Origin of the sequence: Flavobacterium sp. RHBU_24, assembly GCF_046613695.1 — a bacterium.
GTDB lineage: Bacteria > Bacteroidota > Bacteroidia > Flavobacteriales > Flavobacteriaceae > Flavobacterium.
Genome location: NZ_JBKJHD010000010.1, coordinates 71,731 through 89,647, shown reverse-complemented (window position 1 = coordinate 89,647; position 17,917 = coordinate 71,731). Strand labels below are relative to the sequence as shown.

14 protein-coding genes and 1 tRNA gene are annotated in these 17,917 nt (G+C 43.5%); 14 read left to right on the top strand and 1 reads right to left on the bottom strand.

Annotated features, from left to right (window positions below; genetic code table 11):
* The first annotated feature begins 8 nt into the window (after positions 1–8).
* From tuf to ACLI09_RS11370, 11 genes are all read left to right on the top strand, one after another.
* Positions 9–1,196 carry an elongation factor Tu gene (gene tuf, locus ACLI09_RS11420; protein WP_411419757.1) on the top strand — a complete coding sequence of 396 codons (1,188 nt, stop codon included), beginning with the start codon at positions 9–11 and terminating at the stop codon, positions 1,194–1,196.
* 64 nt (positions 1,197–1,260) lie between these two features.
* A tRNA-Trp gene (locus ACLI09_RS11415) sits at positions 1,261–1,331 on the top strand.
* A 22-nt stretch (positions 1,332–1,353) separates the two neighbouring features.
* Positions 1,354–1,548, top strand: coding sequence for a preprotein translocase subunit SecE (secE, locus tag ACLI09_RS11410; protein WP_411419756.1), 195 nt, complete (start codon positions 1,354–1,356; stop codon positions 1,546–1,548).
* A gap of 10 nt (positions 1,549–1,558) precedes the next feature.
* Positions 1,559–2,110, top strand: coding sequence for a transcription termination/antitermination protein NusG (nusG, locus tag ACLI09_RS11405; protein WP_411419755.1), 552 nt, complete (start codon positions 1,559–1,561; stop codon positions 2,108–2,110).
* A 69-nt stretch (positions 2,111–2,179) separates the two neighbouring features.
* A complete protein-coding gene (gene rplK / locus ACLI09_RS11400; RefSeq protein ID WP_411419754.1) occupies positions 2,180–2,617 on the top strand; it encodes a 50S ribosomal protein L11 in 438 nt (145 codons plus the stop codon).
* A gap of 18 nt (positions 2,618–2,635) precedes the next feature.
* On the top strand, positions 2,636–3,325 hold the full coding sequence (gene rplA / locus ACLI09_RS11395; protein WP_411419753.1) for a 50S ribosomal protein L1: 690 nt from the start codon (positions 2,636–2,638) through the stop codon (positions 3,323–3,325).
* 23 nt (positions 3,326–3,348) lie between these two features.
* On the top strand, positions 3,349–3,867 hold the full coding sequence (rplJ, locus tag ACLI09_RS11390) for a 50S ribosomal protein L10 (protein WP_411419752.1): 519 nt from the start codon (positions 3,349–3,351) through the stop codon (positions 3,865–3,867).
* 62 nt (positions 3,868–3,929) lie between these two features.
* Positions 3,930–4,307 carry a 50S ribosomal protein L7/L12 gene (gene rplL, locus ACLI09_RS11385; protein WP_411419751.1) on the top strand — a complete coding sequence of 126 codons (378 nt, stop codon included), beginning with the start codon at positions 3,930–3,932 and terminating at the stop codon, positions 4,305–4,307.
* Positions 4,308–4,431: 124 nt separating this feature from the next.
* Positions 4,432–8,244, top strand: a complete 3,813-nt coding sequence (gene rpoB, locus ACLI09_RS11380) for a DNA-directed RNA polymerase subunit beta (protein WP_411419750.1) — start codon at positions 4,432–4,434, stop codon at positions 8,242–8,244.
* A gap of 70 nt (positions 8,245–8,314) precedes the next feature.
* The gene (gene rpoC, locus ACLI09_RS11375; RefSeq protein WP_411419749.1) at positions 8,315–12,613 is read left to right on the top strand and encodes a DNA-directed RNA polymerase subunit beta'; all 4,299 of its coding nucleotides are present in this window, start codon (positions 8,315–8,317) and stop codon (positions 12,611–12,613) included.
* A 2-nt stretch (positions 12,614–12,615) separates the two neighbouring features.
* Positions 12,616–12,927, top strand: a complete 312-nt coding sequence (locus ACLI09_RS11370; protein ID WP_411419748.1) for a DUF3467 domain-containing protein — start codon at positions 12,616–12,618, stop codon at positions 12,925–12,927.
* Between the two features lie 66 nt (positions 12,928–12,993).
* Here ACLI09_RS11370 and ACLI09_RS11365 read toward each other — a convergent pair whose 3' ends face one another.
* The gene (locus tag ACLI09_RS11365; RefSeq protein ID WP_411419747.1) at positions 12,994–14,235 is read right to left on the bottom strand and encodes a tetratricopeptide repeat protein; all 1,242 of its coding nucleotides are present in this window, start codon (positions 14,233–14,235) and stop codon (positions 12,994–12,996) included.
* Positions 14,236–14,282: 47 nt separating this feature from the next.
* On the opposite strand from ACLI09_RS11365, the gene mutL reads away from it, so the two are divergent.
* Genes mutL through ACLI09_RS11350 form a run of 3 tightly spaced genes read left to right on the top strand, consistent with a single transcriptional unit; the run spans position 14,283 to position 17,914 of the window.
* Positions 14,283–16,175 carry a DNA mismatch repair endonuclease MutL gene (mutL, locus tag ACLI09_RS11360; RefSeq protein WP_411419746.1) on the top strand — a complete coding sequence of 631 codons (1,893 nt, stop codon included), beginning with the start codon at positions 14,283–14,285 and terminating at the stop codon, positions 16,173–16,175.
* Positions 16,172–17,002, top strand: coding sequence for a rhomboid family intramembrane serine protease (locus tag ACLI09_RS11355; RefSeq protein ID WP_411419745.1), 831 nt, complete (start codon positions 16,172–16,174; stop codon positions 17,000–17,002). Before mutL ends, ACLI09_RS11355 begins: the two co-directional genes overlap by 4 nt.
* 3 nt (positions 17,003–17,005) lie before the next feature.
* Entirely contained in the window at positions 17,006–17,914 is a 909-nt protein-coding gene (locus tag ACLI09_RS11350) for a rhomboid family intramembrane serine protease (RefSeq protein ID WP_411419744.1), read from the top strand.
* The last annotated feature ends 3 nt before the right edge of the window (positions 17,915–17,917 follow it).

The window sequence follows — 17,917 nt, the reverse complement described above, 5'->3', positions numbered from 1 at the left end:
ATTAAATCATGGCAAAGGAAACTTTTGATAGGTCGAAGCCGCACCTTAACATAGGTACAATCGGGCACGTTGACCACGGTAAAACTACGCTAACAGCGGCTATTACTAAAGTGTTGGCTGATGCAGGTTACTCTGAGGCAAAATCATTCGACCAGATTGATAACGCTCCTGAAGAAAAAGAAAGGGGTATTACTATTAATACTTCTCACGTAGAATATGCTACTGCTAACCGTCACTACGCTCACGTTGACTGTCCAGGTCACGCGGATTACGTTAAGAACATGGTTACAGGTGCTGCCCAGATGGATGGTGCAATACTTGTGGTTGCAGCTACTGACGGACCAATGCCACAAACACGTGAGCACATCCTTCTTGGCCGCCAGGTAGGTGTACCTCGTATGGTTGTGTTTATGAACAAAGTAGACATGGTTGATGATGCTGAGCTTCTTGAACTTGTTGAAATGGAAATCCGTGACCTACTATCTTTCTACCAGTATGATGGTGATAATGGTCCGGTTATCCAGGGTTCTGCCCTTGGTGCACTTAACGGTGAGCCGAAATGGGTTGATACAGTACTAGAGCTTATGGCTGCTGTTGATACATGGATTGAGCTTCCTGCACGTGATATCGAAAAACCATTCCTTATGCCGGTTGAAGACGTATTTACGATCACTGGTCGTGGTACTGTTGCAACAGGCCGTATCGAAACAGGTATCGCTAACACTGGCGACCCGGTTGAGATCATCGGTATGGGTGCTGAGAAACTAACTTCTACTATTACAGGTATCGAGATGTTCCGTCAAATCCTTGATAGGGGTGAGGCTGGAGACAACGCAGGTATCTTGTTAAGGGGTATTGCTAAAGAAGATATCCGTCGTGGTATGGTTATCATCAAGCCAGGATCTGTTAAGCCACACGCTCACTTTAAAGCTGAGGTTTATATCCTTAAAAAAGAAGAAGGTGGACGTCACACTCCATTCCACAATAACTACCGTCCTCAGTTCTATGTACGTACAACTGACGTAACTGGTACTATTTCTCTACCTGCTGGTGTTGAGATGGTTATGCCAGGTGACAACCTTACTATCGAGGTTCAGCTGCTTAGCCCTATCGCTCTAAGTGTAGGTCTACGTTTCGCTATCCGCGAAGGTGGCCGTACAGTAGGTGCAGGTCAGGTTACTGAAATACTTAGCTAATTATAGTTAATTAAATTATATAAAGCCGGCCGGTGCTTTTTTGCCCCGGCCGGTTTTTAATCAAACGGGTGTAGTTCAAGGGTAGAATAGCGGTCTCCAAAACCGTTGATGGGGGTTCGAATCCCTCCACCCGTGCATAAGAAAAAAGCGATATAATATGAAAGTTACCAATTATATATCAGAAGCGTTTACTGAGCTTAAAGAAAATGTAACCTGGCCGGAGTGGGCAGAAGTGCAACGCCTTACCATAATAGTTGCAGTGTTCTCTGTGGTATTTGCTTTGTTGACTTTTGGTATAGACAAGGGCTTTGAGGTTACTGTAGCTAAGTTATATGCTTTCTTAAAACAATAATTTTATTGCAATGACTGATAACAATGTTCAAAAGTGGTATGTGGTAAGAGCGGTAAGCGGTCAGGAGAATAAAGTTAAAAACTATATAGAGACTGAGATTAGTAAAGCCGGGCTTTCAGATTATGTATCGCAGGTTCTGGTGCCTACCGAAAAGGTAGTTCAGGTGCGCGATGGTAAAAAAATCAGTAAAGATAAGGTATACTTTCCGGGCTATGTAATGGTTGAGGCTAACCTTACGGGCGAAGTTCCGCATATCATAAAGTCCATTACCGGTGTTATCGGCTTTCTTGGTGAAACGAAAGGTGGAGAGGCTGTGCCTTTAAGGCTTAGCGAGGTAAACAGGATGCTGGGTAAAGTAGATGAGTTATCGGTTAAAACAGATAATGTATCAATACCTTATACACCGGGTGAAACCGTTAAAGTGATAGACGGGCCGTTTAACGGATTTAACGGTACTGTTGAAAAAGTTAACGAAGAAAAGCGTAAGCTTGAAGTGATGGTGAAAATCTTTGGAAGAAAGACGCCGCTTGAACTTAGCTTTATGCAAGTAGAAAAAGTATAATTTTTGTTACACTTATTATAAATCACATCCTCGCTTCCAATTGATGATGTGCTAAATCTTTTAAAAGAAATGGCTAAAGAAATTAGTAAAGTAGTTAAACTACAAGTAAAGGGAGGTGCCGCGAATCCATCGCCACCGGTTGGACCTGCTTTGGGAGCTGCTGGGGTTAACATCATGGAGTTCTGTAAGCAATTTAATGCCAGGACCCAGGATAAACCAGGCAAAGTTTTACCGGTACAAATTACCGTGTACAAAGACAAATCTTTCGAGTTTGTTGTAAAAACTCCCCCTGCGGCTATACAGCTGCTGGATGCTGCCAAACTTAAGTCGGGTTCAGGGCAACCTAACCGTAAAAAAGTAGCAAATGTTACCTGGGATCAAATCAGGGCTATCGCTGAAGACAAGATTGTAGATCTTAATGCCTTCACTATAGAGAAAGCAATGAGCATGATTGCAGGAACAGCAAGGTCTATGGGTATAACCGTATCAGGACCAGCTCCTTTTTAATCGTTAAAGAGACAAGAAATGGCAAAATTGACAAAAAAACAGAAGGAAGCTGCTTCTAAAATCGAAAAGAACAAACTGTATTCGTTGAAAGATGCTTCTGCATTAATCAAAGAGGTTTCTTCTGCTAAATTTGATGAATCAGTGGATATCGCAGTGCGCCTTGGTGTAGATCCAAGGAAAGCAAACCAAATGGTAAGGGGTGTTGTTACACTTCCTCACGGTACAGGTAAAGATGTAAGGGTACTTGCCCTTGTAACTCCTGATAAAGAAGCTGAGGCTACAGCTGCAGGTGCAGACTTTGTAGGCCTTGACGATTATCTTCAAAAAATCAAAGACGGCTGGACAGATGTTGATGTTATCATCACTATGCCTGCTGTTATGGGTAAGCTTGGTCCTTTAGGTAGGATCCTGGGTCCTCGTGGCCTTATGCCAAACCCTAAAACCGGTACTGTAACTATGGATGTGGCTAAAGCCGTTCAGGAAGTTAAAGCCGGTAAAATTGACTTTAAAGTTGATAAAACAGGTATCGTTCACGCAGGGATCGGAAGGGTATCATTTGATGCTGACAAGATTGCTGAGAACGCTCACGAAATTATCCAAACATTAATCAAAATGAAACCAGTTGCGGCTAAAGGTACTTATATTAAAGGTATCCACCTTTCTTGTACTATGAGCCCTGCTATTGCTTTAGATCCTAAAGCGGTATAATTGGTAGTTAAATAATTTTTATTATGACTAAAGAAGAAAAATCAATTGTTATTAAAGATTTAACTGCCCAGTTAGCCGATACTAATGTAGTATATGTAGCTGATATATCCGGCCTTGACGCAGAGGCAACTTCTAGCCTTAGAAGGGCTTGCTTTAAAGCGGGTATTAAACTGGAGGTAGTTAAAAATACATTGCTTGAAAAAGCAATGCAAAATGTGGAAAGCAACAATTACAGCGATTTACCGTCTGTACTTAAAGGCAACACCGCTATACTTATTGCAGAGAATGGTAACGCCCCTGCTAAATTGATAAAAGAATTCCGCAAAAGGTCTCAAAAGCCTGTACTTAAGGGTGCTTACATCCACGAGGCAGTATTTATAGGAGACAATCAGCTGGATGCCCTTGTATCTCTTAAATCTAAAGACGAGGTTATTGGCGAAATCATCGGCCTGCTTCAGTCTCCTGCTAAAAATGTTATTTCTGCCCTTAAATCTGGCGGTAATACTATTGCAGGACTTGTTAAAACGTTATCTGAAAGGTAACAACCCCGCGTGTACGCACTTAATGAATTATATATTACAAACTATTTAAAACGATAGAAAAAATGGCAGATTTAAAACAATTCGCAGAACAACTAGTTAACCTTACTGTAAAAGAAGTTAACGAACTTGCTACAATATTAAAAGATGAGTATGGTATAGAGCCTGCAGCTGCTGCTGTAGCTATTGCTGGCCCTGCTGCTGGTGGAGATGCTCCTGTTGCTGAAGAGCAAACTGAGTTTACTGTAGTTCTTAAAGAGGCTGGTGCTTCTAAACTTGCTGTAGTTAAAGCGGTTAAAGAACTTACAGGACTTGGTCTTAAAGAGGCTAAAGACCTTGTAGACGGTGCTCCTGCTAACATCAAAGAAGGCATCTCTAAAGATGAGGCTGAAGGTCTTAAAAAATCTCTAGAAGAAGCTGGTGCTTTAGTTGAGCTTAAATAAGCTTACATCGGTTAAAACCCTTAGGTTTAGGCCTTGAGAAAAACTCTCAAAGGCCTAAACCATTTTTCGTATAATAAACTTTTATACGCGCATATTATTATTTTAATCAAAATTTTGTCCATTGATGATAACAAATCAGACTGAAAGATTAAATTTTGCCTCTACTAAAAACATCCCTAGCTATCCGGATTTCCTGGATATTCAGGTAAAGTCGTTTAAAGACTTTTTCCAGTTGGAAACAAAGTCGGATGAGAGAGGCAACGAAGGTCTTTATAACACCTTCATGGAAAACTTTCCGATTACTGATACGCGAAATCAGTTTGTGTTGGAGTTCCTTGATTATTTTGTAGACCCGCCACGTTACACAATTGAAGAGTGTATAGACAGGGGCCTTACATACAGCGTGCCGCTTAAAGCGCGCCTGAAACTGTATTGTACCGACCCTGAACATGAGGATTTTGAAACAATTGTGCAGGATGTTTACCTGGGTACTATACCTTATATGACTCCTAGTGGTACATTTGTTATCAACGGGGCTGAGCGTGTTGTTGTATCGCAGCTGCACAGGTCACCCGGTGTATTCTTTGGCCAGTCGTTCCACGCTAACGGAACAAAACTTTACTCTGCAAGGGTAATTCCTTTTAAAGGATCCTGGATAGAATTTGCTACAGACATTAACAGTGTTATGTACGCGTATATCGACAGGAAGAAAAAACTTCCGGTAACTACCCTTTTCCGCGCCATAGGCTTTGAAAGGGATAAGGACATCCTTGAGATTTTTGACCTTGCCGAAGAAATCAAAGTATCTAAAAGCAGCCTTAAAAAATATATAGGCAGGAGGCTTGCGGCACGTGTGCTTAACACATGGCATGAAGATTTTGTGGATGAAGACACTGGCGAGGTAGTATCTATCGAGCGTAATGAGATTATATTAGACCGTGATACCCTTATCGACAAAGATAACGTTGAGGAAATCCTGGAGGCTAATGTAAAAGCCATTTTGTTGCACAAGGAGGATAACAACCAGGCAGATTACGCTATTATCCATAACACGCTGCAAAAAGACCCTACAAATTCTGAAAAAGAAGCCGTAGAGCATATCTATCGTCAGCTGCGTAACGCAGAACCGCCTGATGAGGAAACCGCGCGCGGTATTATAGATAAACTGTTCTTCTCAGACCAGCGTTACAACCTAGGTGACGTAGGCCGTTACAGGATGAACAAAAAACTGGGCCTTGACATCCCTATGGAAAAGCAGGTGCTTACCAAAGAGGATATCATTACCATAGTTAAATACCTTATAGAGCTTATAAACTCTAAAGCAGAGATTGATGATATTGACCACCTTTCTAACCGTAGGGTAAGGACTGTGGGCGAACAGCTTTCTGCGCAGTTTGGGGTAGGCCTTGCCCGTATGGCACGTACTATCCGCGAGCGTATGAACGTAAGGGACAACGAGGTATTTACCCCGATAGACCTTATTAATGCTAAAACGCTGTCATCGGTTATTAACTCGTTTTTTGGTACAAACCAGCTTTCGCAGTTTATGGACCAGACGAACCCGCTTGCAGAGATTACCCACAAGCGCAGGCTTTCTGCACTTGGGCCGGGTGGTCTTAGCCGTGAAAGGGCAGGTTTTGAGGTTCGAGACGTTCACTATACCCACTATGGGCGCCTTTGCCCGATAGAAACGCCTGAGGGGCCAAATATCGGACTTATATCATCACTTGGTGTGTATGCTAAGGTAAACGGTATGGGCTTTATAGAAACTCCGTACCGCAAGGTAACTAACGGTGTAGTAGATTTAGAGTCTACCCCGGTTTATCTTAGCGCTGAGGAAGAAGAGGGCAAGATGATAGCCCAGGCAAATATCGCGATGGATGCCACTGGTAAAATTACTGCCGATAAGGTTATTGCCCGTGAGGAAGGCGACTTCCCGGTGGTAGAGCCAAGCGTAGTACATTATACTGACGTAGCACCTAACCAGATTGCCTCTATATCGGCTTCGCTTATTCCGTTCCTGGAGCATGATGATGCTAACCGTGCGCTGATGGGATCTAACATGATGCGCCAGGCCGTACCATTGTTACGCCCTGAAGCCCCTATAGTAGGTACTGGCCTTGAGCGCCAGGTAGCGTCTGACTCAAGGGTACTTATAAATGCCGAAGGGCATGGTATCATAGAGTATGTAGATGCGAACCAGATTACCATTAAATATGACCGTACCGACCGTGAGAGAAGTGTAAGCTTTGACCCGGACGAGAAAACATACCAGCTTATCAAGTTCCGTAAAACGAACCAGAGCACAAGCATCAACCTTAAGCCTATTGTTCGCAAAGGCGACAGGGTAGTGCCGGGCCAGGTTTTATGTGAGGGCTATGCCACACAAAACGGAGAGCTTGCTCTGGGCCGTAACCTGCAGGTGGCGTTCATGCCATGGAAGGGCTACAACTTTGAGGATGCTATCGTAATATCTGAAAAAGTGGTTAGAGATGATATCTTTACCTCTATTCACGTAGACGATTATTCTCTTGAAGTAAGAGATACCAAACTGGGTAATGAAGAACTTACCAATGATATACCTAACGTATCTGAAGAAGCTACCAAAGACCTTGATGAGAACGGTATGATAAGGATAGGTGCCGAGGTTAAGCCTGGCGACATACTTATAGGTAAAATTACCCCTAAAGGTGAATCAGACCCTACACCGGAAGAAAAACTGCTTCGCGCCATCTTTGGCGACAAAGCGGGAGATGTTAAAGATGCTTCGTTAAAAGCATCTCCGTCACTTCATGGCGTGGTTCTTGATAAGAAACTCTTTGCACGTGCGGTTAAGGATAAACGTAAGCGTACTAAAGATAAAGATGATTTAGGCAAACTTGAAACTGATTTTGAAGTTAAGTTCACAGAACTTAAAGACAAACTTATAGACAAGCTGTTTAATATCATTAACGGTAAAACATCACAGGGTGTGATGAACGACCTTGGGGAGGAAGTGCTTCCTAAAGGTAAAAAATATACCCAGAAAATGCTTTACGCGGTTGAGGATTTTGCACACCTTACCAAAGGGCAGTGGACTACAGATGATGAGACCAATGCTATGGTAAATGACCTTATCCACAACTATAAGATTAAGCTGAATGACCTTCAGGGTGCATTAAGGAGGGAGAAATTTACCATTACGGTGGGAGATGAACTGCCAAGCGGTATCCTTAAGCTTGCTAAAGTTTACATTGCTAAAAAACGTAAGCTGAAAGTGGGTGATAAAATGGCGGGACGCCACGGTAACAAAGGTATTGTTGCTAAAATCGTTCGTGCTGAGGATATGCCGTTCCTTGAGGATGGTACCCCTGTAGATATCGTGCTTAACCCGCTGGGTGTACCTTCGCGTATGAACATCGGGCAAATATATGAAACAGTACTTGGATGGGCAGGCCTTAAACTGGGCAAGAAATTTGCAACGCCAATTTTTGATGGTGCATCTTTAGACCAGATTAATGAACTTACAGACGAGGCAGGTATACCGCGCTTTGGCCACACGTATCTTTATGATGGTGGTACCGGAGAGCGTTTCCACCAGGCAGCAACCGTAGGTGTTATCTATATGCTTAAACTGGGCCACATGGTTGATGATAAGATGCACGCCCGTTCTATCGGTCCGTACTCACTTATCACGCAGCAGCCACTTGGTGGTAAGGCACAGTTTGGTGGGCAGCGTTTTGGTGAGATGGAGGTGTGGGCACTTGAGGCCTACGGCGCATCGAGCACACTAAGGGAGATACTGACTGTTAAATCGGATGACGTAATAGGAAGGGCTAAAACTTATGAAGCCATCGTTAAAGGAGAGACAATGCCTGAACCGGGCTTGCCAGAATCGTTTAATGTATTGATGCATGAGCTTAAAGGCCTTGGATTAGACATCAGGTTAGAGGAATAATTTTCTATGGGAATGGTGCAGTGCGCCATTCCCTTTCTATACTTTTTAATAAATTGGTAGATTACATATCATGACAAGATTAAAAGATAAAAATACCGTAAAAAGGTTTAACCAGATTTCAATAGGGCTTGCTTCGCCTGAGAGTATCCTGGCTGAATCGAGGGGTGAGGTTTTAAAGCCTGAAACCATTAATTATCGTACCCACAAACCAGAGAGGGACGGCCTTTTCTGCGAGCGTATTTTTGGCCCTGTAAAGGATTTTGAATGTGCGTGCGGAAAGTATAAAAGGATCCGATACAAAGGGATTGTTTGTGACCGATGCGGTGTTGAAGTTACCGAGAAGAAAGTGCGCCGCGACAGGGTGGGCCACATCAACCTTGTGGTGCCTATCGCGCATATATGGTATTTCCGTTCGCTGCCTAATAAAATAGGCTACCTTCTTGGCCTGCCTTCTAAAAAGCTGGACATGATCATATACTACGAAAGGTATGTGGTTATTCAGGCCGGTATTGCTAAAGGGCCCGATGGCGAATCGCTTAAAAGGCTTGACTTCCTTACCGAGGAAGAATTTATAAACATTGCTGACAGCCTGCCTGCAGACAACCAGTACCTTGACGATACTGACCCTAACAAGTTTATCGCTAAAATGGGTGCTGAGTGTATTATGGACCTTCTTGCAAGGATAGACCTTGATACACTTTCGTATAACCTGCGCCACAGTGCTAACACCGAAACGTCTAAACAACGTAAAACTGAAGCCCTTAAAAGGCTACAGGTTGTAGAGTCGTTCCGTGAGAGTAATATGAACAGGGAGAACCGCCCTGAGTGGATGATACTTAAGGTAATACCTGTTATACCACCAGAGCTTCGCCCACTTGTGCCGCTAGATGGTGGCCGTTTTGCAACGTCTGACCTTAACGACCTTTACAGGAGGGTTATTATACGTAACAACCGCCTTAAAAGGCTTATGGAGATTAAAGCTCCGGAAGTTATCCTTCGTAACGAAAAGCGTATGCTGCAGGAATCCGTAGACTCACTATTCGATAACACAAGGAAAGCTTCTGCAGTAAAAACTGAATCTAACAGGCCGCTTAAATCATTATCAGATTCACTTAAAGGTAAACAAGGCCGTTTCCGTCAAAACCTTCTTGGTAAACGTGTTGACTATTCTGCACGTTCGGTAATCGTCGTTGGGCCTGAAATGAAACTCTTTGAGTGCGGTTTGCCAAAAGATATGGCTGCCGAGCTTTACAAGCCGTTTGTTATCCGTAAGCTTATAGAGCGCGGTATCGTTAAAACGGTAAAATCGGCTAAAAAGATAATCGATAAAAAAGAGCCCGTAGTTTGGGATATCCTTGAAAACGTAATTAAAGGACACCCGGTACTGCTAAACAGGGCCCCAACCCTTCACAGGCTTGGTATACAGGCATTCCAGCCTAAACTAATTGAAGGAAAAGCAATCCAGCTGCACCCGCTTGTATGTACGGCATTTAATGCTGACTTTGACGGTGACCAGATGGCAGTGCACCTTCCGTTAGGCCCAGAGGCTATCCTTGAGGCACAGCTGCTTATGCTTGCGTCGCACAACATACTTAACCCGGCAAACGGTGCTCCTATTACCGTACCTTCCCAGGACATGGTACTTGGTCTTTACTATATGACCAAAGAGCGCCTTTCTACTCCGGAAAAGAAAATTTTGGGCGAAGGCCTTACATTCTATTCGGCAGAAGAGGTAAATATTGCGCTTAACGAAAACAGGCTTGAGCTTAATGCCCGTGTAAAAATACGTGCTAAAGACTTTAATGAAAACGGTGAACTTGTTTACAAGATCATCCAGACTACTGCCGGACGTGTACTGTTTAACGAAGTAGTGCCTGAGGCAGCAGGATATATAAATGAGATCCTTACCAAGAAATCGCTTAGGGACATCATTGGTAAGATTTTAAGTGTTACCGATGTGCCTACAACAGCGGCGTTCCTTGACAACATGAAAGACATGGGTTACAAATTTGCCTTCCGCGGTGGTTTGTCATTCAGCTTAGGTGATATTATTATCCCTGCAAGGAAACAGGAACTTATTGATGACGCTAACGAAAAAGTTGATGAGATATCTGTTAGTTATAACATGGGTCTTATTACAAATAACGAGCGTTATAACCAGGTAATTGACGTGTGGACCTCTACCAATGCATTGCTTACAGAGCTAGCCATGAAAAACATCCGCGAAGACCAGCAGGGCTTCAACTCGGTGTATATGATGCTTGACTCCGGGGCGAGGGGTAGTAAAGAACAGATACGCCAGCTTACAGGTATGCGTGGTTTGATGGCTAAGCCTAAAAAATCAACTGCCGGTGGTGGTGAGATTATCGAAAACCCTATCCTTTCTAACTTTAAGGAAGGCCTTTCAATCCTTGAGTACTTTATCTCTACCCACGGTGCACGTAAAGGCCTTGCGGATACCGCCCTTAAAACGGCCGATGCCGGTTACCTTACCAGAAGGCTTCACGACGTTTCTCAGGACGTTATCGTGAACTCTGTAGACTGTGGTACCCTTCGTGGTATCGAGGTTTCAGCACTTAAGAAAAACGAGGAGATTGTAGAAACCCTTGGTGAAAGGATATTAGGCCGCGTGGCACTTCAGGATGTAATTAACCCGCTTACTACCGAGGTACTTGTACACGCCGGTGAGCAGATTACCGAAGCCGAAGTTAAAGCCATTAACGCAGCGCCTATTGAGGCTGTTGAAGTACGTTCTCCGCTAACATGTGAGGCTACTAAGGGTATATGCGCCAAATGTTACGGCCGTAACCTTGCTACCGGTAAGATGACCCAAAGGGGTGAGGCTGTAGGTGTTATCGCTGCACAGTCTATCGGTGAGCCGGGTACACAGCTTACACTACGTACCTTCCACGTGGGTGGTGTTGCCGGTGGTATATCGGAAGAGTCGAGCATTGTTACACGTTTTGCAGGCCGTCTTGAAATAGAAGACCTTAAAACGGTAATAGGCGAGAACAACGATGGTGAAAAAGTAGACATTGTAATATCACGTTCTACCGAGCTTAAACTTGTAGATGCCAATACAGGGATAGTGCTTAACACGCACAACATACCTTACGGTTCTAGCATCTTTGTTAAAGACGGCGATGTGGTAACACAGGGAACTACCATCTGTAAGTGGGACCCGTATAACGGTGTTATTATCTCTGAGTTTACCGGTAAGGTAGCTTATGAAGACATCGAGCAGGGCCAGTCTTTCTTAGTAGAGATAGATGAGCAAACGGGCTTCCAGGAAAAAGTAATTTCTGAAGCGAGGAATAAAAAACTTATCCCTACGCTATTGATATATGGTAATGATGGCGAGCTTATCCGTTCATACAACCTTCCGGTGGGTGCCCACCTTATGGTTGATAACGGCGAGAAGATTAAAGCCGGTAAAATCCTTGTTAAGATACCTAGGCGTTCGTCTAAAACGGGCGATATCACGGGAGGTCTTCCACGTATTACCGAGCTTCTTGAAGCACGTAACCCATCTAACCCGGCTGTAGTTTCTGAAATTGACGGTGTGGTTTCATTCGGTAAAATCAAAAGGGGTAACCGCGAGATTGTTATCGAATCGAAATTTGGCGAGGTTAAAAAATACCTTGTAAAACTGTCTAACCAGATACTGGTTCAGGAAAATGACTACGTAAAAGCAGGCTTGCCACTATCAGACGGTGCCATTACCCCTGAGGACATCCTTAGGATACAGGGCCCATCGGCAGTGCAGCAGTACCTTGTAAACGAAATTCAGGAGGTATACCGCCTTCAGGGTGTTAAGATTAATGACAAACACTTTGAGGTTGTTATCCGCCAGATGATGCGTAAGGTACAGGTTCAGGACCCGGGCGATACCCTGTTCCTTGAAGACCAGCTGATACACACGTCTGATTTTATTGTAGAGAACGACAAGCTATATGGTATGAAAGTGGTTGAAGACGCGGGTGACTCTGCAAACCTTAAACCGGGGCAAATTGTTACGCCTCGCGAGCTAAGGGATGAAAACTCGATACTGAAACGCAACGACCAGAACCAGGTTACAGCGCGCGACGTAGTTCCGGCAACGGCTACACCGGTACTTCAGGGTATCACAAGGGCGTCGCTTCAAACTAAGTCGTTTATATCGGCTGCATCGTTCCAGGAAACTACAAAAGTACTGAACGAAGCTGCTGTAGCAGGTAAAGTTGACGGACTTGAAGGCCTTAAAGAGAATGTTATTGTAGGCCACCGTATACCGGCAGGTACGGGTATGAGGGACTATGACAACACGATTGTAGGTTCTAAAGAAGAATATAATGAGCTATTAACTCCGGAAAAGGAATATAACTATTAATAATGAGCGACCAGAAACCGCAACAAGGGCAGATAAACATAGAGCTTGATGAAAAAACCGCCGAGGGAACGTACAGTAACCTGGCCATCATTAACCACTCTGCATCTGAGTTTATTGTAGATTTTATTACCATAATGCCGGGCGTGCCCAAGGCTAAAGTAAAATCGCGCATTGTGTTAACGCCCCAGCATGCCAAGCGCCTGCTGAAGGCTTTAGGCGAAAACATCCACCGCTTTGAGAGTGCCCACGGCATCATCAGCGATACGGAACAACCCGCCATTCCACTGAGTTTTGGTCCCGCGGGACAGGCTTAATAAATACCAAACCCCTTTCGGAAACGAAAGGGGTTTTTTTATGGAGTTTAATGAATGATGATAGTGTTATGTGATGCTATCATGCATACCTAATTTCCACTTCACTGTTTCAATATCATCATCAATTTTATAGGTTTCGTCATCCATTTCTTTTGCCTTGATGAAGTGTTCGAGGGCTGTGCTGTAATTGCCTTTATCAAAGTGATATAAGCCTAAGTTTTTATAATAATATGAATTATTAGGGTCAAGTTTATTAGAGGTTTCAAAGTCTTCAAAGCCTTCTTCAATAAACCCTAACTTTAGTTTTGCATATCCTCTGTTGTTATAAGCATAAGCTTGTTCCGGTTCTATAGCTATTGCTTTTTCAAAATAAGGTAAAGCCTCGGTATATCTTTCTAATATATTCATCGAATATCCCATGTTATTAAGGGCATTCGCGTTTTCCTCTAAATTTAGAGATTTTTTATAATAGTGCATTGCTGACTCATGGTCTTCAAGGCGGGAAAAGTATACCCCAATGTTACTCAAGTCGTCTTTATTGAAATTTACCGTTTCATAATGTTTGAATACAAAATCCTTCAACCGATTTAAATCTTTGTTGCTATACAATGAATATAAGTAATAAGTATGTATCAGCCGGTCGGTTATTTTATGTTTGTCAATTAATGCCGCAAAGTGTATCGATCCATTGGTATAATCTTTAGCATTAAAGTAGTCGGCAGCAATGCGGTATTCTTTTTGAAAAGAGCGGTTTTTTAAAGTATTTAATATAAGCCTTCCATCATTAAATGTCTGGCTGCCATCGGTAAGAATTATAGGTCTGCTACTTGGAATCAGGCTCTTTAAAAAACTAACGAAGCAAAATATAATAAAGAAAATAGCGGCGGCTACCCAATTGTCATTTAAATAATGGACGCAGAAAGAATAAAATAATATTGCTATCGATAAAGGCAATGCGGGACCTGCAAAAATTAATATTAATTCTTTGTAAGTTTTATTAGTATGATGATGCACGCACATTCCTCCTCCCAATTTAAATTTTGGCTCAATGTATAATTGTAGTCTTCCAAATGTAAACTCACGGGTTTTTTCAGTTTTGCCATAAGAGCCAACAAACATTTTGACTCCCTGCTTGGTAAACAAAAGCGCAAATATTGAGTGACCCAATTCATGTAAAAATATAATGACAGGTGTGCTTATTATTAGCGTTAAAAATAATAGTAATGCAAAAGGGCCTTTCATGACTTTGGTAATGGTTGCATGTAAATATACAAAACAAGGTTGCACATCGCTTTCCCCATCCCCCAAAATTTCCTTACCTTTGATAAACCTATAAAACAACAGTTACACACACAATGTCCAGCATCATTCAGCTTCTTCCAGACCACGTTGCCAACCAGATAGCCGCCGGAGAGGTGGTGCAAAGGCCGGCGTCGGTAGTTAAAGAACTGCTGGAAAATGCTGTGGATGCCGGCAGTACCGAGATAAAACTGATTGTAAAAGACGCCGGTAAAACCCTGATTCAGGTTATTGATAACGGCAAGGGCATGAGCGTTACCGATAGCCGCCTGTGCTTTGAGCGCCACGCGACCAGCAAGATACGCCACGCCGAAGACCTTTTTGCACTGCATACCAAAGGCTTTAGGGGAGAGGCGCTGGCATCTATCGCGGCCATTGCGCACGTAGAACTTAAAACCCGCCAGGAGCAGGACGAACTGGGTACGCACCTGGTTATAGAAGGCAGCAAGTTCACCAGCCAGGAAGTAGCCGTGTTGCCTAAGGGTACCTCATTTTCTGTAAAGAATTTATTTTTTAATATACCTGCCCGCCGCAACTTTTTAAAGAGCGACACGGTAGAATTTCGCCATGTAATCGACGAGTTTGAGCGCGTGGCCATGGCACACCACAACATCAGTTTTGTTCTGTACCACAACGGGTCAGAAATGTTTAACCTGCCCTCGGGCAACCAGCGCCAGCGCATTGTAAACATCTTTGGTGGGCGTACTAATGAGAAACTGGTTCCCGTAAAAGAAAGCACCGAGATTGTACAGATAGGTGGTTTTGTAGCGAAGCCGGAGTTTGCCAAGAAGAGCAGGGGAGAGCAGTTCTTTTTTGTAAACAACCGTTTTATAAAAAGTCCGTACCTGCACCATGCCGTTATGGCAGCTTATGAGGGGCTTCTGAAAGACGGTTGCCAGCCCGGTTATTACATCTATATGGATGTACCGCCCCATACCATAGACATCAACATTCACCCTACCAAGACCGAGATAAAATTTGACGATGAGCACGCGCTCTATGCCATATTGCGCAGCACCATAAAACATGCGCTGGGCCAGTTCAATATTGCCCCGGTGCTCGACTTTGACCGTGATGCCAACCTCGATACACCTTACGATTACGAAAAGCGTGATGCTGTGATACCCGGCGTAGTGGTAGACCGTAATTATAATCCGTTTGCAGAGGAAAGCCCTGTAAAAAGCGAAGGCTCGTTTGCATCGTCGTCAGGAGGTAATAGCTTTAGGGGCGACAGTTACACGCCTTCGTTTAAAAAAGAGCGACAGCCCGCGTGGGAAAGCCTTTACGTAGGCACCAGTCCCAGCCGGGAGGATATTGCCGACATCAGTTTTGAGTCGGAAGAAGTAACCGGTTCGCTGTTTAACGATAATGAAGTAATGGAGGCTGTGCAGCGCACCTACCAGATTCACAAAAAATATATTGTAAGCCCCATAAAATCGGGCATGGTAATAATTGACCAGAAAAGGGCGCACCAGCGTATACTATATGAGCAGTTTTTGCGTAATATTACAGTGCAGCAGGCCTCAAGCCAGCAGCTGCTGTTTCCGCTCGTGCTCCACTATAATTCAGGCGAAATGGCCATCATCCGCGAAATGCAGGAAGCGCTGGTAAACACCGGTTTTGTATTTGCCGAGTTTAACAGCGACCATATTGTGGTAAGCGGCCTGCCAGTTAACGTAGCCGAAAGCGAGGTGTCAATTTTACTGGAGGAAGTAATAAATGACCTGCAGCAGGAAGTGCCCGACAGTAGTTTTAGCCAGAGTGACCGCATAGCCAAATCTATGGCACGGAGTTTGGCGGTAAGAACCGGTACGCTGCTTACCGAAAAAGAGCAGGAAAATATGGTGAACGCGCTCTTTGCCTGCAAAGAACCCGACGTGTCGCCTTTTAATAAACCCACCTTTATAACCGTAAGCGTGGAAGACTTAGACAAACGTTTTGCCCTATGATGAAGATCACCGATACCGTAAAGCATTTAATAATAATTAATGTTATATTTTTTGCGGCTACCTATTTTATTGGAGAGGAGACTATGTATAACATTTTTGCCTTGCATGCGCCCACCAGCGATAAGTTTCAGTTTTGGCAGCCTGCAACACACATGTTCATGCATGGCAGTGTGCAACACATATTATTCAATATGCTTGGGTTATGGATGTTTGGCAGCCCGTTAGACCACTACTGGGGTACTAATAAATTTTTATTCTTTTATTTTTCGTGCGGTATAGGAGCGGCAGCCTTGCATCTGGGTGTTAATTATTTTGAGATGCAGCAAGTCTTAGAGAGTGTTGCCGGATTAAATCTTTCGCACGATACAGTGCGCCAGATATTAAATATAGATTTTATAGTAAACAATTATCCCGACACCGAGATTTTCAGGCAACATGCAACCCGGATTTTACAGGCGGAGGGAAAATTCCATCTTCTGCAACAATATCCAGGAGCCGCGCAGGGCCTTTTTGATGCCGCGATACAAAACCAGTCGCCCATGCTTGGCGCGTCGGGTGCGCTGTATGGTGTTATTGTTGCATTTGCCTTTATGTTCCCCAATGCGGAACTTATGATGATATTTTTACCGATACCCATTAAGGCAAAGTATTTTGTGCCATTATTGCTCGTTGGCGACTTGTTTTTAGGCTTAAGAGGGCAGTCTATTTTTGGCAGCCAGTGGGAAGACGGCATAGCCCACTTTGCCCACCTTGGCGGGGCGCTAATAGGCTTTATCATGATGATGTACTGGAGAAATAAACGCTTTAATCACAATCGCTGGAATTAGGTTATGGGATTTATAGACGATCTTAAATTAGAATATAAAATAGGCGGCGTAGTGCAGCGCCTTATATTTTGGAACGTGGGGCTTTTTGTATTCCCGCTTATTATTTTCAGCCTCCTGAAACTCGGCGGTATAACATTGCCTGCTTTTGACTGGACTACAGGGGGCACACAAAACTGGTTTACCGTTAATTCTAACCCGGCCGACCTGCTTTGGAAACCCTGGTCGCTTATTACTTATGCGTTTTTACATTATGGTTTCCTGCATTTACTTATGAACATGCTGTGGCTGTTTTTTGCAGGCAGGATGTTCCTTACGTTTTTTACCCAAAAGCAATTTTTTGGGTTGTATATCTTATCGGCTATATTTGCAGGGTTGGTTTTTATAGCAAGTTACACCTTACTGCCTATTTTTAATGGAATAAATGCATCCATGGTAGGCGCTTCTGCGGCTGTAATGGCAGTACTTGTTGCGGCCGCGGTATATGCCCCGTATTATGAAGTTAGGTTTATGTTCATTGGTACAATAAAACTATGGCATATTGCTGCTTTTTTTATAGTGCTCGACCTTATTTATATTTCAGCAGAAAATACAGGCGGGCATATAGCCCATTTATCTGGGGCATTGTTTGGCTACCTCTATATTGTACTATTAAGGAAGGGAACCGACCTCAGTACCGGGGTTTCGGCTGTGTTAGCTTTTTTTACAAATTTATTCAGGTCAAAAAAATCGGCACCGTTCCGCAAAGTACACCGTAATAATGCGCCAACGCAACCTGTACGCAAGCCGGCTGCGTTTCGAACTAAAGACCTTACACAGCAGCAAATAGATGATATACTTGATAAAATAAGCCAGAGCGGGTACGACAGCCTTACTAAAGATGAAAAAGATTTCCTGTTTAAAGTAGGTAAATAATCA

What these genes read in the sequence shown, in the direction of transcription:
- ACLI09_RS11350 (WP_411419744.1), top strand. Translation starts at nt 17,006, where the DNA reads ATGGGATTTATAGACGATCTTAAATTAGAATATAAAATAGGCGGCGTA.
- rplL (WP_411419751.1), top strand. Translation starts at nt 3,930, where the DNA reads ATGGCAGATTTAAAACAATTCGCAGAACAACTAGTTAACCTTACTGTA.
- ACLI09_RS11370 (WP_411419748.1), top strand. Translation starts at nt 12,616, where the DNA reads ATGAGCGACCAGAAACCGCAACAAGGGCAGATAAACATAGAGCTTGAT.
- rpoC (WP_411419749.1), top strand. Translation starts at nt 8,315, where the DNA reads ATGACAAGATTAAAAGATAAAAATACCGTAAAAAGGTTTAACCAGATT.
- secE (WP_411419756.1), top strand. Translation starts at nt 1,354, where the DNA reads ATGAAAGTTACCAATTATATATCAGAAGCGTTTACTGAGCTTAAAGAA.
- nusG (WP_411419755.1), top strand. Translation starts at nt 1,559, where the DNA reads ATGACTGATAACAATGTTCAAAAGTGGTATGTGGTAAGAGCGGTAAGC.
- tuf (WP_411419757.1), top strand. Translation starts at nt 9, where the DNA reads ATGGCAAAGGAAACTTTTGATAGGTCGAAGCCGCACCTTAACATAGGT.
- rplK (WP_411419754.1), top strand. Translation starts at nt 2,180, where the DNA reads ATGGCTAAAGAAATTAGTAAAGTAGTTAAACTACAAGTAAAGGGAGGT.
- rpoB (WP_411419750.1), top strand. Translation starts at nt 4,432, where the DNA reads ATGATAACAAATCAGACTGAAAGATTAAATTTTGCCTCTACTAAAAAC.
- rplJ (WP_411419752.1), top strand. Translation starts at nt 3,349, where the DNA reads ATGACTAAAGAAGAAAAATCAATTGTTATTAAAGATTTAACTGCCCAG.
- rplA (WP_411419753.1), top strand. Translation starts at nt 2,636, where the DNA reads ATGGCAAAATTGACAAAAAAACAGAAGGAAGCTGCTTCTAAAATCGAA.
- ACLI09_RS11355 (WP_411419745.1), top strand. Translation starts at nt 16,172, where the DNA reads ATGATGAAGATCACCGATACCGTAAAGCATTTAATAATAATTAATGTT.
- mutL (WP_411419746.1), top strand. Translation starts at nt 14,283, where the DNA reads ATGTCCAGCATCATTCAGCTTCTTCCAGACCACGTTGCCAACCAGATA.